Genomic DNA, 14,997 nt, shown 5'->3' with positions numbered 1-14,997 from the left:
GGCTTGTGGGTTCAACCGCGCGCGCGGCTGTGCTTCGCCGCGTCGCGCATGGCTGCCCATACTTTCAATGCATCTACAGTTTGCGCGACGTCGTGTACACGCAGAATCGCAGCGCCCCGTTCAGCGGCGCACACGGCCGCCGCAATACTGCCCGCGACGCGTTCCGGCGCCGGGCGTTCCACCACCGCGCCGACCATCGACTTGCGCGACATGCCGGCAAGAATGGGATAAGGCGGCTCAGCTCGCGGCGCCGTGTCCGGCAGATGCGCGAGCAGCGTGTAATTATGCTCGACTACGGTCTTGCCGAAACCGAAACCTGGGTCCACGCTGATACGAGCACGCGCAATGCCCGCCTGCTTCAGCGCCGCGACCCGCTCCTCGAGAAAATCGCGAACCTCGCTCACCACATCGTCATAGACGGGCTCACCGACCTGCATGGTCTGCGGCTCGCCGAGCATGTGCATGAGGCACACGCCGCATTGACTGTCGCGCACCGCGTCGATTGCGCCCGGCATGCGGAAGCCCCAGATGTCGTTGATCAGATCGGCGCCGGCGGCCAGCGTATGGCGCATCACTTCAGGCTTGTAGGTGTCGATCGACAACGGCACATTCGCACCACGCAGTTGCTCGACGAGCGGGATCACTCGATCCAGTTCTTCGTCGAGCGACACCGGCGGCGCGCCCGGACGCGTCGATTCGCCGCCGATATCGATAATGTCCGCGCCGTCGAGCATCATACGCTCGGCCTGGCGCAACGCATCGCCGCGCATAGCGTATTTGCCGCCGTCGGAAAAAGAATCGGGAGTGACGTTCAGAATGCCCATGACCAACGGGCGTTCAAAGGTCAGCTTGAAACGGCCGCACTGCAGCGGCTCGGGAATAGGCAAAAAAGGGAATTCGACTTTCGACACGTGGAAGTGCTTCACGCAAACGGATAAATGCAAAACGGGCCGGTGTGAAAACACACCGGCCCGCACTTTCTACTGGTCGCCTATCAGGCCGGCGCGGTCGCGCTGCCCGGTTTGACCTCGGTGCCCGGGCTGCCGCCCGACGAGGCGTCGGTTGCCGACGGCGGCGAACTCTTCGGCGAACGCGGCGGACGGCCTGCCATGATGTCGTTGATCTGATCGGCGTCGATCGTTTCCCACTCCATCAGCGCGGCGGTCATCGCTTCGACCTTGTCGCGGTTTTCGTCCAGCAGGCGCTTCGCGAGATTGTATTGCTCGTCCAGCACGCGACGGATTTCGGCATCGACCTTCTGCTGCGTCGCTTCCGAAATGGTGCGCGTGAAACCGCGGCCAAACGGCGTGGCGTCGTTTTCGTCGTCGACGTAGACCATCGGTCCAAGTGCGTCCGTCATGCCGAAGCGGGCCACCATGGCGCGCGCGGTTTGCGTGGCCTTGTTGAAGTCGTCCGACGCGCCGGTGCTGAGCAGGTTCAGGAACAACTCTTCCGCGACGCGGCCACCGAACAGGATCGCCAGGCGATCCAGCAGGTAGTCCTTCGAATACGTTTCGTTGTCATGCTCCGGCAACTGCCAGGTCACACCCAGTGCGCGGCCACGCGGAATGATCGTGACCTTGTGCACCGGATCGGCCTTCGGCAACAGCTTGGCGATCACCGCATGGCCCGACTCGTGGTACGCCGTGGCACGCTTCGATTCTTCGCGGATCACGGCCGACTTGCGCTCCGGACCCATGAAGATCTTGTCTTTCGCGTCTTCGAAGTCGTTCATTTCAACGATGCGCTTGCCGCGGCGAGCCGCGAACAAAGCCGCTTCGTTCACGAGATTCGCCAGATCGGCGCCCGAGAAGCCCGGCGTGCCGCGTGCGATCACCGCTGCGTCGACGTCGTTCGAAATCGGCACCTTGCGCAGGTGAACCTTCATGATGTGCTCACGGCCGCGAATGTCCGGCAGACCGACGTACACCTGACGGTCGAAACGGCCCGGACGCAGCAGCGCCTTGTCGAGCACGTCCGAACGGTTCGTCGCGGCGATCACGATCACGCCCGAGTTCGCTTCGAAGCCGTCCATCTCGACCAGCATCTGGTTCAACGTCTGCTCGCGTTCGTCATTACCGCCGCCCATGCCGGCGCCGCGATGACGACCGACCGCGTCGATTTCGTCGATGAACACGATGCAAGGCGCATGCTTCTTGGCCTGCTCGAACATGTCGCGCACACGAGCCGCGCCGACACCGACGAACATTTCGACGAAATCCGAACCCGAGATGCTGAAGAACGGCACTTTCGCTTCACCCGCGATAGCACGCGCGAGCAGCGTCTTACCCGTTCCCGGCGGCCCGACCAGCAGCACGCCGCGCGGAATGCGTCCGCCCAGCTTCTGAAATTTCTGCGGATCGCGCAGGAAATCGACCAATTCGGAAACTTCTTCCTTGGCTTCGTCGCAACCGGCGACGTCGGTGAAATTGATTGCGTTGTTATTTTCGTCGATCAGACGTGCACGGGATTTGCCAAACGAGAACGCACCGCCTTTCCCGCCCCCCTGCATCTGTCGCATCATGTAGAACCAGAAGCCGATGATCAGGATCGTCGGTCCGAGGTAGTACAGCGCGGACACCAGCGCATTGGGTTCGTCATCAGCCTTGCCGCTCACCTGAACGCCATACTTCATCAGATCGCCGACCATCCAGATGTCGCCGGGCGACACGATCTGGTACTTCTGGCCGTCTGCTGGAGTGACCGTGAGGTTCCGCCCCTGGACAATGACGTTCTTGACTTTGCCGTTCTTCGCGTCGTCCATGAACTGCGAATAGGAAACGCCTTCCTGGACACGGGGCTTGTCGAACTGCTTGAACACCGTAAACAGCACCAGTGCGATAACCAGCCACACTGCTGCTTTCGAAAACATATTGTTGTTCAAAGCACCACTCCTTCACTTAGACGGGCGCCTACATTTGCCTTGCGGCACCACGAAAGCATTCTAATCCAGTCCGCAGACCCCTGCCATAAGGTTTCACTACCACAGAAATAGGACAGCAGGTCAGTGCCGCACCCATTTCCGAGGCCATGATCGCATTATCGGCAGATGCGGAACCGTCCTGCAGCGTCCTATGCGGGCCGCTTGAGATGCTTACCCAAAATAAACGTTTCTGACGATTTGTCCCGCGACGCTTTCGGCTTACGGGCCGCCACCACCTTAAATTGATGCTTGAACTTTTCGACAATCTGGCTGTAACCACTGCCGTGAAAGCATTTGACTAAAAGGGCACCATCCTGCTTGAGGTGATTTTGTGAGAATTCCAGCGCGAGATCGCACAGATGCTCGATTCGCGCGGCATCCGCCACCGCCACTCCCGACAGGTTGGGCGCCATATCCGAAATTACAAGATCAACCTGGCGTTCGCCGACCAATTCTTCCAGTTGACCGACCACGCTGTCTTCGCGGAAGTCGCCCTGAATGAAAGTGACGTCGGCAATCGGCTCCATCGGCAGCATGTCCAGCGCGATGATCGTGCCGTCGATGCCGCCTTCGCGCTCGGCGTCGCGCTGCGAACCCTTGGCAAGCTTATTACGCGCGTACTGACTCCAACTGCCGGGCACTGAACCGAGGTCGACGATCACCTGGCCGGGACGGATCAGCTTGTCCTGTTCGTCGATTTCCTTGAGCTTGTAGGCCGCGCGGGCACGATAGCCCTCCCGCTGCGCCATTTTTACGTACGGGTCGTTGATGTGATCATGCAACCACGCCGTGTTGAATTTGTTTTTTGCCATTAAGCGTTGAACTCTTGCTGCGTTATGACACGCTTTAGGGGATAATACGCGGTTAATTCGCGCGGACGCCGCCAAAACTGGCAGTCATCCGCGATTCTGTTGTTCTGACGCGCCGCCCTGCGCGATTGGCCGAATCTCTCGGTTATGCAGGTGCCGCCATTTTAGTCGAGTCTCCCACTTTCCATGCCCGCCCTCAAAGTCTCTTCCGACCAACGCGCCGAGTTGCGCTCCCAGGCACATGCGCTCAAACCGGTCGTGCTCGTCGGCGCCGAAGGCTTGACCGACGCTGTGCTCTCCGAGATCAAGGTGCACCTTGGCGCTCATCAGCTCATCAAAATCCGCGTGTTCGGTGACGAACGCGAAGAGCGCATCGCGATCTATGAAGAAATCTGTGACAAGCTGAACGCCGCGCCGATCCAGCATATCGGCAAGCTGCTGGTGATCTGGAAGCCGGAAGCCGCCCAACCGGCGGTGAAGACCAAACGCGGCGCCCTGCCGAGCGCCCGCGAAGCCGCTGTCGAAGCCAAACCGGGCAAGGGCCGCGCGCCGCGCGTCGTGACGGTCGTGAAGCCCAGCGAAATCCCGATGCGCAAACCCAAGGCCAAAGCCGTCGTGGTGCGTGGCAATGAACGCGTGACGCAAGGCGGCAACATCAAGCGCGCCAAGAAACGCCAGGCCAGCGCGAAGCGCTCGCATCAGTCGTCGAAATAAGCGAATGATGAAAGGTGCGGGCGGCGTCCGCACCTCGACGTGGGGCGGCTTGATCACGACTTCAAAACTTGAGATCGCTCAGCAAGCTCATCGCCTTCTGGCTCGCATACTCAGCGGCTGAAAGGAAAGCACCATGGTCGCCGGTGTCAGCCGGCCACGTTCCCTGCCGTGCCGCGAGCACCCTGCTCAGCCGACGCCACACCTGCGCCCGCAGGCAATTTCCACACTAGCGCCACACCAAGCAGGCTTTCGATCAGGTAAAACAGACTCGACACGCCGTGCAAAATGCCGAAGCGTGTTGCATACGCAGAATGTCCGACATCGCTGCCCGCTTCGAGCGCGGCAATGCGCATTGCATTCATAAACGGCTGCAACGCGAAGTAACCCACCAGCACGCACACCAGCATCCCCGCGATCAGCCAGCGCAAACGACGATACGCATCGCTGCCGCGCCGAACCAGCACGTTCGCGAGACCGAGTAGCAAAATGCCGCACACCGCACCCAGTACGCCTTCAATGCGGAACAGTTGCGCGGCCACCGCGCCAGCGGTCATCCGGTCGAGCGAGGTGAACAGCACAGGCGCGACCGCGTAGCCGATAGTCAGCAGACTACCGACCCACACCACCGTCAACAAGCGGAAAAAACGATGCGGCATCAGGGACACCGGAGCCGCCTTCAAACGTAGCTAACCGCGATGATTTCGTATTCGCGCACGCCGCCTGGTGCCTGCACCGACGCAACGTCGCCTTCCGACTTGCCGATCAGGGCGCGCGCAATCGGCGAGCTGATCGAGATCAAACCATGGTCGATGTCGGCCTCGTCGTCGCCGACGATCTGATATTTGACCGACGCTCCCGAATCCAGGTCTTCCAGTTCCACGGTCGCACCGAACACCACGCGCCCGTCCGCTTCCACTGCCGCCGGGTCGATCACCTGCGCGCCGGCCAGCTTCGATTCGATTTCAGCAATCCGGCCTTCGATAAAGCCCTGCTTTTCCTTCGCCGCGTCGTATTCCGCGTTTTCCGACAGATCGCCCTGGGCACGCGCCTCCGCGATCGAATTGATCACCGAAGGACGCTCAACCGATTTCAGGCGCTGCAATTCATCGCGCAACATTTCCGCGCCGCGCTTCGTCAATGGAACAGTGCTCATAAACAACTCTATGCAAAAAACAGCCGTAAAAAAAATCACCGCGGTTAAGTGCATTCCGCGGGGGCCAGAGCGCCGGGAAAAACCCGGCGCCAAGCACCTGCGGAACGCCGCTTAACCGCGGCACTTACATCTTGGACAGGTATTCGAAGCCTTAGTTTAGGCGAGCGTGCAGGCCTTGTAAATCATAGACTTCCAGATCCTTCAAATAGCGCAACCCTTCCACTGCGGCGCGCGCGCCGGACATGGTCGTGTAGTACGTGACCTTGTTCGCCTGCGCGCTCATGCGGATCGAACGCGAGTCGGCGATCGCGGCGCGGGTTTCGTCGACGGTCGTAAAGACCAGCGCGATCTCGCCGTTCTTGATCATGTCGACGATGTGCGGACGGCCGTCCTTCACCTTGTTGACGACCTTCACCGGCACGCCGGCCGCTTCGATCGCAGCAGCCGTGCCCTTGGTCGCGACGATCGGATAGCCGAGTTCGTGCAGCATGCGTGCGACTTCGACAGCCTTCGGCTTGTCGGCGTCCATCACGGTCAGCAGCACCGTGCCCGACTCCGGCAGACGCGAACCCGCCGCGAGCTGCGACTTGAACAGCGCTTCGCCGAAAGTCTGACCCACGCCCATCACTTCGCCGGTTGAACGCATTTCCGGTCCGAGCACCGGATCGACTGCCGGGAACTTGACGAACGGGAACACGGCTTCCTTCACGCTGAAGTATGGCGGATCGATTTCCTTCGTCACGCCTTGTTCAGCGAGCTTCTGACCGACCATGGCGCGCGCCGCGATCTTCGCGAGCGGCAGGCTGGTCGCCTTCGACACGTACGGCACCGTGCGCGAGGCGCGCGGGTTCACTTCGAGCACATAGATGACGTCTTCTTTCGAGCCGTCCGCCTGCGGCACCTGCTGGATCGCGAACTGCACGTTCATCAGGCCGATCACGTTCAGCGCCTTCGCCATCGCGCCGGTTTGACGCTTCAACTCAGCCACGGTTTCCTTCGACAGCGAATACGGCGGCAGCGAACACGCCGAGTCGCCCGAGTGCACGCCCGCCTGTTCGATGTGTTCCATCACGCCGCCGATGAACACGGCTTCGCCGTCGGAGATGCAATCCACGTCGCATTCGATCGCGTCGTTCAGGAAGCGATCGAGCAGCACCGGCGAGTCGTTCGACACCTTCACGGCCTCACGCATATAGCGTTCGAGGTCGCGCGGCTCGTGGACGATTTCCATCGCGCGGCCGCCGAGCACGTACGACGGACGCACCACCAGCGGATAGCCGATTTCGTCGGCGAGCTTGAGCGCTTCGTCTTCGGCGCGCGCGGTGCGGTTCGGCGGCTGACGCAGACCGAGGTCCTGCAGCAGCTTCTGGAAACGCTCGCGGTCTTCCGCGGCATCGATCATGTCCGGCGACGTGCCGACGATCGGCACACCGTTCGCTTCGAGATCCAGCGCGAGCTTCAGCGGCGTTTGACCGCCGTATTGCACGATCACCCCAACCGGCTTTTCCTTGTCGACGATTTCGAGCACGTCTTCGAGCGTGAGCGATTCGAAGTACAGACGATCGGACGTGTCGTAGTCGGTCGAAACGGTTTCAGGGTTGCAGTTGACCATGATCGTTTCGTAGCCGTCTTCGCGCATGGCGAGCGCGGCGTGCACGCAGCAGTAATCGAACTCGATGCCCTGGCCGATCCGGTTCGGGCCGCCGCCCAGCACCATGATCTTCTTGTTGCTGGTCGGGTTCGCTTCGCACTCTTCCTCGTAGGTCGAGTACATGTAGGCGGTTTTCGTGGCGAACTCGGCCGCGCACGTATCGACGCGCTTGTACACCGGGCGCACGTTCAACTCGATACGGCGTTGGCGCACTTCCGCCGGCTTCGCGCCGAGCAACTTTGCCAGACGACGATCCGAGAAGCCGCTCTGCTTCAGATACTTCAGCTCTTCCTTCGAGATGCTTGCGAGCGTGCGGCCCGCCAGCGCCTTTTCCTTCAGGATGATCTGTTCGATCTGCGCGAGGAACCACGGGTCGATCGAGGTTTCTTCGAAAATTTCCTGAGCCGTCATGCCGATACGGAATGCGTCGCCCACGTACCAAATACGGTCCGGACCGGCTTCGCCGATCTCGCGGATGATCTCGTCGCGGTTATCGGTCTTTTCGTCCAGACCGTCCACGCCGACTTCCAGTCCGCGCAGCGCCTTCTGGAACGATTCCTGGAAGGTGCGGCCAATCGCCATCACTTCGCCGACCGACTTCATCTGCGTGGTCAGGCGCGAATCGGCTTCGCGGAATTTTTCGAACGCGAAACGCGGGATCTTGGTGACGACGTAGTCGATGGTCGGTTCGAACGATGCGGGGGTCTGGCCGCCGGTAATTTCGTTCTTGAGCTCGTCGAGCGAGTAGCCGACCGCCAGCTTCGCGGCGATCTTCGCGATCGGGAAGCCGGTCGCCTTCGACGCCAGCGCCGACGAGCGCGACACGCGCGGATTCATTTCGATCACGACCATGCGGCCGTCTTTCGGATTGATCGAGAACTGCACATTCGAACCGCCCGTGTCGACGCCAATCTCGCGCAGCACCGCAAGCGATGCGTTACGCAGGATCTGATATTCCTTGTCCGTGAGCGTTTGCGCCGGCGCGACGGTGATCGAGTCGCCGGTGTGGATGCCCATCGGGTCCAGGTTTTCGATCGAGCAGACGATGATGCAGTTGTCCTTCTTGTCGCGGACCACTTCCATCTCGTACTCTTTCCAGCCGAGCAGCGACTCTTCGATCAGCAGTTCGCGCGTGGGCGACAGGTCGAGACCGCGCTTGCAGATCTCTTCGAACTCGTCGCGGTTATACGCGATGCCGCCGCCCGAGCCGCCCAAGGTGAACGACGGACGGATCACGACCGGATAGCCGCCGCTGCCCGTTTGCGACGCGATGTCCGCTTGCACCGCCAGCGCTTCTTCCATGGAATGCGCGGTGCCCGATTTGGCCGAACCGAGGCCGATCTTGGTCATCGCGTCCTTGAACTTCTGACGGTCTTCCGCCTTGTCGATCGCTTCCGGCGACGCGCCGATCAGCTCGACCTTGTACTTCTCCAGCACGCCGTGCGCGTGCAGGTCGAGCGCGCAGTTCAGCGCGGTCTGGCCGCCCATCGTCGGCAGGATCGCGTCGGGGCGCTCCTTGGCAATGATGCGCTCGACGACTTCCCACGTGATCGGCTCGATGTAGGTCACGTCGGCCGTGTTCGGGTCGGTCATGATCGTCGCCGGATTGCTGTTGACGAGAATGACCTTGTAGCCTTCCTCACGCAGCGCCTTGCATGCCTGCGCGCCCGAGTAATCGAACTCGCACGCCTGGCCGATGATGATCGGACCCGCGCCGATGATGAGGATGCTCTTGATGTCTGTCCGCTTGGGCATAACGCTCTCGCTAATGTATTCCTGTGTCCACCGGAATTGGCGCTTTAGCGCCTTACTCCGGTGCCATGCAACCTGGTTGCTATTCTTTCCGTCGGCGCGCGCCGCCGTGGCGTTGCGCGCGCTCTACTCTGTCCGGTGCGGCTCGCCGCGTGTGCGTCGCTTTACGCCATGTACGTCGCGTATGCGCCGGTCACGCGCGGCGCGGCGTGAGCCGTGCGCCGCCGGGACTTGTCTGCCGCTTTATGCCGCTGCGGTCTTGCCAGCCTTCTTCGTGTCCATCAACGCCGTGAAGCGGTCGAACAGATAGGCGATGTCATGCGGACCAGGCGACGCTTCCGGGTGACCCTGGAAGCAGAACGCCGGCTTGTCGGTCAGCGCGAAGCCCTGCAGCGTGCCGTCGAACAGCGAAACGTGCGTGGCGCGGGCGTTGGCAGGCAGCGTGTCGGCATCGACCGCGAAACCGTGGTTCTGCGACGTGATCACCACGCGGCCGTCTTCCAGATCTTTCACCGGATGGTTCGCACCGTGGTGGCCGGTCTTCATCTTCATGGTTTTGGCGCCGACCGCGAGACCCATGATCTGATGGCCGAGGCAGATGCCGAAGGTCGGAATGCCGCGCTCGATCAGTTCCTTGGTCGCCGTGATTGCGTAATCGCACGGCTCGGGGTCGCCAGGACCGTTCGACAGGAAAATGCCGTCCGGATTGAGAGCGAGCGCGTCAGCAGCGCTGGCTTGCGCCGGCAGCACGGTGACGTGGCAACCGCGTTCGGCCAGCATGCGCAGGATGTTGTACTTGACGCCGTAGTCGAACGCCACGACGCGGTACTTCGGCGCCTTTTGCGTGCCGTAGCCCTCGCCCAGACGCCATTCGGTCTGGGTCCACTCGTAGGTGTCCTTCGTCGACACGACCTTCGCGAGGTCCATGCCCGAGAGGCCCGGGAACGAGCGTGCGAGTTCGATGGCTTTGGCTTCGTCGTCCGAACCGGCGAGGATCGCGCCGTTCTGCGCGCCCTTGTCGCGCAGAACGCGAGTCAGCATGCGAGTATCGAGACCGGCGATGGCAACCACGCCTTCGTCCTTGAGGTATTGCGGAAGCGTGCGCTCCATGCGGAAGTTCGACGCGAGAACCGGCAGATCGCGAATGATCAGGCCGGCGGCATGGACTTTCGTAGCTTCGACGTCTTCGGCGTTCACGCCGACGTTGCCGATATGCGGATACGTGAGGGTCACGATCTGGCGCGCGTAGCTCGGGTCAGTCAGGATTTCCTGATAGCCGGTGATAGCGGTGTTGAACACGACTTCGCCGATGGTATGCCCGGGGGCGCCGATCGAGTAACCACGAAAGACCGTGCCGTCGGCGAGCGCGAGCAGAGCGGGAGAAAATGACGGCAACACGGGAGACTCCTTGGGGGAACACCCTGTTGCCGACCTGTCTATCCGACTGCGAGCCGCAGCGAAACGCATCCGGGATGCGCGCGCAGACTCGCTCGCGAACAGCCGTTGACGTTGCAAGGGGCGCGATGGGTCCATTGTGTGGACGGATCGGCTCGGGGCGTGGCCCTGCTTGCTACGCCGGTGGCGCGCGGCGGATGAACGGTATGGGAGAGGTAGGCGCTAGGGTGCGGGTTGATAAGCTCAAACCTCGGAATTATAGCGTGAAACTGCCCTTCCCTCCAAATCCGAGATGGCGTCGGCATATGGCGCAGTGCGGCTCGAAATCGCTGAAAGCGCTGTCGTGTCTGGCGCGGACGGTGATCTGGAGCGTTTCCGCCGGCGCAAATCAGGACAGTGCCGGGAGATGGGGCACCACCAGCGAATCAGCCGGCGCCAAGCGCCGTGACGACCGGCGAATGGGCGTGCCCGGCGGCAGACTGCAGGCTCGATTTTCCTTCAAGCGTCCTGTTCAGCGCGGACCTCGGCTGGATGAACCAGCTTACGGCCCGGCAACACGTACCAGATCGCGCTCGCCACCTGCAACGCCACGAGAATGCCCCAAGCCGTCAGATGCGCGGCCGCCGGATAATGGCCGCCGCTCGCCGGCCAATGCGACAGCACCGCGCCGACGCCGATCTGGAAGCCGAAAATCAGCAGGAAGATGATCAGCGTCAGCGTGGTATTCACGCGGCCGATCATCTGCGCCGGGAAGTGCCGCGCCATGACCGCGTAGCTGAGAATGCCGGTGCCGCCAAATATGCCGTACGCCGCCCACAACAGGCCCGCGGGCAGCGGCGCCTTGAACATGATGAGCAACTGGGTCACCACGTACAGCGCCATGCCGATACCGCAAAACGCGTAAAGCGAGATGCCGCGCCGTTCGAGACCGCGCGCCGCCGCGCCGAAGCCCACGCAGCCGGCCATCATCGCGAAGCCGAGAATCGAAACAAGCGCCGCGGCTTCGCGCGGCTCGAAGCCCTGCACGTCACGCAGCCATGCACCGACCCAAAGCGACTGCATCGCGTAGAAGACGCCTTGCGTGACCACCGAGAACGACGCGATCTTCCAGAACGCCGCGCTGCGCAGAATATGCAGCGTGCCTTTGAACTGGGCACCCAGACTCGCCTGATGATGCGATTCCTTCGTGTCCGGCGCGAGCGTCCATTGCGCCAGCGCGACTAGCACTGTCAAGATACCGAGCCCGACGCAGACGGTGCGCCAGCTGGCGAACGTCAGCGCCCACGTCAGCGGCGAGCCGACCATCACGCCGCCGAAGCCGCCGATCGCCATCACGAGGCCGTTCATCAGCGGCAGGCGCGCGGCGGCGAAGTGTTGCGCCAATGCCTTGAACGCGGCGCCAAGACACACGGAGACGCCGACGCCGATCAGCAGCCGCCCCACCATCATCACGCCGACGCTATGAGCGGCGCCGAACACCCAGATGCCGAGCGCGGCAAATAGCAGCGTGACGGCCGTGACTCGCCGCGCGCCGAAGTGATCGAGCAGGACGCCGGCCGGAATCTGAGCGCCCGCAAAGCCGAGAAAATAAAGACTCGTGAGCAAGCCCAGATCCGCAGCCGACAGACCGAGATCATGCGTAATGAACGGCGCAAAGCCGAGATTGACGCCGCGGAACACATAGGAAACGAAATAGCCGGCGGAGAACAGCAAGAAGACACGCAACTGGGTCGACGACATGAGTTTTGAGTTAGGCGGCTGGCCGAATGGGTTTGACCGAAGCACGAAAGATAAAGGAAAAGCGCCGGCTTTGCGCGAAACGATCTGCGGAATGAAAAACGCCGTCACCAGAGGTGACGGCGTTCGAAAAAGCGCGGTGTGCGTGATCGGAGCGCAGTTCATGCGCTGCCCCGCAGCGCGTGTGGTCACTACCGTGTGAGCCGCTATTGGTCTACTTACTCTTCTTCGCGCTGGCCGCGGTCTTCGGGCGGCCCTCTGCCGCAGCCTTCGACGCCTTGCTGGACGAGGAAGCCGACACCTTGGTCACCTTGCCCTTGCTGGCGCTGGACGCCGACGGCTTGGCGACCCTACCTGCCGGCTCGGAAACTCTCACTACCTCTGCCCGGCCACGACCCTTCTTTTTGTCGTAGCGCGATTCGCTTCGGGTGTCCGCGACGCGGGTGCCGATCTTCTGAACGCCGCCGCCTTGCACATCGGTCGCGATGCGTTCCGGACCCGGCTCGCTAGGCATGGCCTTGCCGACCGGCACGTGCAGCACGATCACCTGACCGCGCGAAACGGCGTCGCGATGCGTACGGTTCCATGCCTTCAACTGCCCGACCGATACGCCATAACGTACAGCGATGGCTGCCATCGACTGATTGCGGCGTACGCGGATCAGCATCTTGCGCGTATCGGGGACGTCGGGCTCCATAGCCAGCACGGCGCTTTCGGCGACGTCGGCGCTAATGTCCTCGTCGTCGTCCGAGCCGCGCGGCACCACGATCGTGGAGCCGGGTTTCAACCGCATGCCGACCGGAATCTTGTTCACTTCCATCAGCGTGTCGGCGTCGACACTGATCTTTTGCGCGATTGCCGCGGGTGTCGCGCGCTCGGTGACCGTGTACGTGGTCCACGACGAAAGCGAGCCGGAGTAAGTCTTCAGATTGCGCTCGAAGGCGCTGGCGTTGTCGAATGGCAGCAGGATCTGCGGCTGCGTGGCGCCGAGAATCACCGGTTTCCTGAACGACGGGTTCAGCGAGCGGAATTCGTCAATGGACAGATTGGATAGCTTGGCGGCCATGTCCACGTCGATGTCGTGCGAGGTGGTCACGGTCACGAAATACGGGTGGTTCGGAATGGTCGGCAGCGTGAGCCCGTACATTTGCGGGTTCATCACGATGTTCTTCACCGCCTGCAGCTTTGGCACGTAGTTACGCGTCTCGTTCGGCATGCGCAGGCTGAGGTAGTCGGTGGGCAAGCCCGCCGCCTCGTTGCGCGCAATCGCGCGCTGCACGTTGCCCTCGCCCCAGTTGTACGCCGCGAGCGCCAACTGCCAGTCGCCGAACATGTCATGCAGACGCGACAGATAGTCGAGCGCGGCGCTGGTCGACGCCAGCACGTCGCGGCGCTCGTCCTGCCACATGTTCTGCTTGAGGTTGTAGGTGCGGCCCGTGCCCGGCATGAACTGCCACATGCCGGCCGCCTTCGCCACCGACAACGCCTGCGGGCTATACGCCGATTCGATGAACGGCAGCAACGCGAGCTCGGTCGGCATATGGCGCGCCTCGAGCTCTTCGACGATGTGGTACAGGTACTTTTGCGAGCGCTCGGTCATGCGCTGCACGTAATCAGGACGCTGCGCGTACCAGTTCACCTGCATGTCGACGAGGTCGGTTTGCAGGTCCGGCATCTGGAAACCACGGCGAATACGGCCCCAAAGGTCGGCGTCGGCGCTCGTCAACTGAGTGACGGAGCCTTGATCGACGTTGATCGTCTCTTTGGCGGTGGCTGACTTGCGAAGGGCGTCTGCTACGGCTTGCTGACTGGCGGGGTTGGTTGCGGTGTTCGGAATGCTCGTCGTCGGTCCCTGGCTCGCGCAGGCGGCGAGCGTCAGGACCAGCAACGCACTAAAGATAAATCGCATGAAAATCTCGGCTTCCACAAGGGCTGGAATTTGCAGCCGATAGTACGAAACGGCAACGTTTACGTCAATCGGAAAATTACGAAAAAATCAAGTAAATCTTGGGCTTGGCGAATTTTTCCGATTCTTCGCGTGAGGATTGCCTTGCTTGGAGGCGGGTCAACGGAAGCGGTTTTTCCATTCGCGCATCAAGGTAAAGGCCGTTAATCGATCCGGCACCTTCTCGTGCAACTGCTCCTGCAAGGTCGCCTGAACCGCCGCAACGCCGGCGCGCAAAAACGGATTTACGGCGCGTTCATGGGCGATCGTGGTGGGCAGCGTGGGCACGTCGCGCGCGCGCAGTTCGCTCGCTTTGTCCCGCCAGGCTTGCAGTTCGGCGTTGCCGGGCTCGCAGGCGAGCGCGAAGCGGATATTCGACAGCGTGTATTCGTGGGCGCAGTGAACCTCGGTCGCGCCGGGCAGCGCGGCCAGCGCGTCCAGCGAGGCGAGCATCTGCTTCGGCGTACCTTCGAACAGCCGGCCGCAACCACAGGCGAACAGCGTGTCGCCGCAAAACACGTGCGGCGTGCCTTGCGGGTCGGCCGCCTGGAAATAGGCGATGTGGCCGCTCGTGTGGCCCGGCACGTCGAGCACGCTCAATTCGAGCGCGGGCGCGGCAATCGACACGTGATCGCCATTTTTGAGACGATGCGTGAGATGCTCGATCGCTTCACCAGCGGGGCCGTAGACGGGCACGGCCTGGCCATTCAGCAGATCGGCCACCCCGCCGACGTGGTCTTGATGATGGTGCGTGAGTAAAATAGCGCTCAGCCGCCAACCCCGTTTCGCCAGATAGGCTTTTACGGGGGCGGCCTCACCCGGATCGACGACCGCCGCGTGGTGTCCGTCGGAAACGACCCAGATGTAATTGTCATCAAACGCCGGGACCGGTACGTACTCGAGCGCATTCATAGGCGA

General features: G+C 62.0%; 11 protein-coding genes. 1 reads left to right on the top strand and 10 read right to left on the bottom strand.

Going from position 1 to position 14,997, the window contains the following annotated elements; genetic code table 11:
• Positions 1-11: 11 nt before the first annotated feature.
• From folP to B0G82_RS11580, 3 genes are all read right to left on the bottom strand, one after another.
• A complete protein-coding gene (folP, locus tag B0G82_RS11590; protein WP_121308662.1) occupies positions 12-911 on the bottom strand; it encodes a dihydropteroate synthase in 900 nt (299 codons plus the stop codon).
• A gap of 83 nt (positions 912-994) precedes the next feature.
• Positions 995-2,884: an ATP-dependent zinc metalloprotease FtsH gene (ftsH, locus tag B0G82_RS11585; RefSeq protein ID WP_012433842.1), complete on the bottom strand. Its 1,890-nt coding sequence runs from the start codon at positions 2,882-2,884 to the stop codon at positions 995-997.
• A 188-nt stretch (positions 2,885-3,072) separates the two neighbouring features.
• Entirely contained in the window at positions 3,073-3,735 is a 663-nt protein-coding gene (locus tag B0G82_RS11580; RefSeq protein WP_121307441.1) for an RlmE family RNA methyltransferase, read from the bottom strand.
• A 183-nt stretch (positions 3,736-3,918) separates the two neighbouring features.
• On the opposite strand from B0G82_RS11580, the gene B0G82_RS11575 reads away from it, so the two are divergent.
• The gene (locus B0G82_RS11575) at positions 3,919-4,446 is read left to right on the top strand and encodes a YhbY family RNA-binding protein (protein WP_106283727.1); all 528 of its coding nucleotides are present in this window, start codon (positions 3,919-3,921) and stop codon (positions 4,444-4,446) included.
• A gap of 146 nt (positions 4,447-4,592) precedes the next feature.
• On the opposite strand, the gene B0G82_RS11570 is transcribed toward B0G82_RS11575, so the two are convergent.
• The 7 genes from B0G82_RS11570 to gloB form a co-directional block, all read right to left on the bottom strand.
• Positions 4,593-5,102, bottom strand: coding sequence for a DUF4149 domain-containing protein (locus B0G82_RS11570; RefSeq protein WP_106309784.1), 510 nt, complete (start codon positions 5,100-5,102; stop codon positions 4,593-4,595).
• Positions 5,103-5,122: 20 nt separating this feature from the next.
• A complete protein-coding gene (greA, locus tag B0G82_RS11565) occupies positions 5,123-5,599 on the bottom strand; it encodes a transcription elongation factor GreA (RefSeq protein WP_012433846.1) in 477 nt (158 codons plus the stop codon).
• 151 nt (positions 5,600-5,750) lie between these two features.
• Complete coding sequence (gene carB, locus B0G82_RS11560) at positions 5,751-9,005, bottom strand: carbamoyl-phosphate synthase large subunit (protein WP_116139808.1); 3,255 nt, start codon at positions 9,003-9,005, stop codon at positions 5,751-5,753.
• A 240-nt stretch (positions 9,006-9,245) separates the two neighbouring features.
• Complete coding sequence (carA, locus tag B0G82_RS11555; RefSeq protein WP_121307440.1) at positions 9,246-10,400, bottom strand: glutamine-hydrolyzing carbamoyl-phosphate synthase small subunit; 1,155 nt, start codon at positions 10,398-10,400, stop codon at positions 9,246-9,248.
• A 495-nt stretch (positions 10,401-10,895) separates the two neighbouring features.
• Entirely contained in the window at positions 10,896-12,137 is a 1,242-nt protein-coding gene (locus B0G82_RS11550; RefSeq protein WP_106283828.1) for an MFS transporter, read from the bottom strand.
• A gap of 211 nt (positions 12,138-12,348) precedes the next feature.
• Complete coding sequence (locus B0G82_RS11545) at positions 12,349-14,043, bottom strand: transglycosylase SLT domain-containing protein (RefSeq protein WP_121307439.1); 1,695 nt, start codon at positions 14,041-14,043, stop codon at positions 12,349-12,351.
• Positions 14,044-14,199: 156 nt separating this feature from the next.
• The gene (gene gloB, locus B0G82_RS11540; RefSeq protein ID WP_106283732.1) at positions 14,200-14,991 is read right to left on the bottom strand and encodes a hydroxyacylglutathione hydrolase; all 792 of its coding nucleotides are present in this window, start codon (positions 14,989-14,991) and stop codon (positions 14,200-14,202) included.
• Between the last annotated feature and the right edge of the window lie 6 nt (positions 14,992-14,997).

Origin of the sequence: Paraburkholderia sp. BL17N1, from assembly GCF_003634175.1 — a bacterium.
Lineage (GTDB): Bacteria > Pseudomonadota > Gammaproteobacteria > Burkholderiales > Burkholderiaceae > Paraburkholderia.
The sequence above is the reverse complement of the archived record's forward strand: the minus strand, read 5'-3'. Positions and strand labels throughout refer to the sequence as shown.

What these genes read in the sequence shown, in the direction of transcription:
- B0G82_RS11580 (WP_121307441.1), bottom strand. Translation starts at nt 3,735, where the DNA reads ATGGCAAAAAACAAATTCAACACGGCGTGGTTGCATGATCACATCAAC.
- B0G82_RS11575 (WP_106283727.1), top strand. Translation starts at nt 3,919, where the DNA reads ATGCCCGCCCTCAAAGTCTCTTCCGACCAACGCGCCGAGTTGCGCTCC.
- B0G82_RS11570 (WP_106309784.1), bottom strand. Translation starts at nt 5,102, where the DNA reads ATGCCGCATCGTTTTTTCCGCTTGTTGACGGTGGTGTGGGTCGGTAGT.
- greA (WP_012433846.1), bottom strand. Translation starts at nt 5,599, where the DNA reads ATGAGCACTGTTCCATTGACGAAGCGCGGCGCGGAAATGTTGCGCGAT.
- carB (WP_116139808.1), bottom strand. Translation starts at nt 9,005, where the DNA reads ATGCCCAAGCGGACAGACATCAAGAGCATCCTCATCATCGGCGCGGGT.
- B0G82_RS11550 (WP_106283828.1), bottom strand. Translation starts at nt 12,137, where the DNA reads ATGTCGTCGACCCAGTTGCGTGTCTTCTTGCTGTTCTCCGCCGGCTAT.
- B0G82_RS11545 (WP_121307439.1), bottom strand. Translation starts at nt 14,043, where the DNA reads ATGCGATTTATCTTTAGTGCGTTGCTGGTCCTGACGCTCGCCGCCTGC.
- gloB (WP_106283732.1), bottom strand. Translation starts at nt 14,991, where the DNA reads ATGAATGCGCTCGAGTACGTACCGGTCCCGGCGTTTGATGACAATTAC.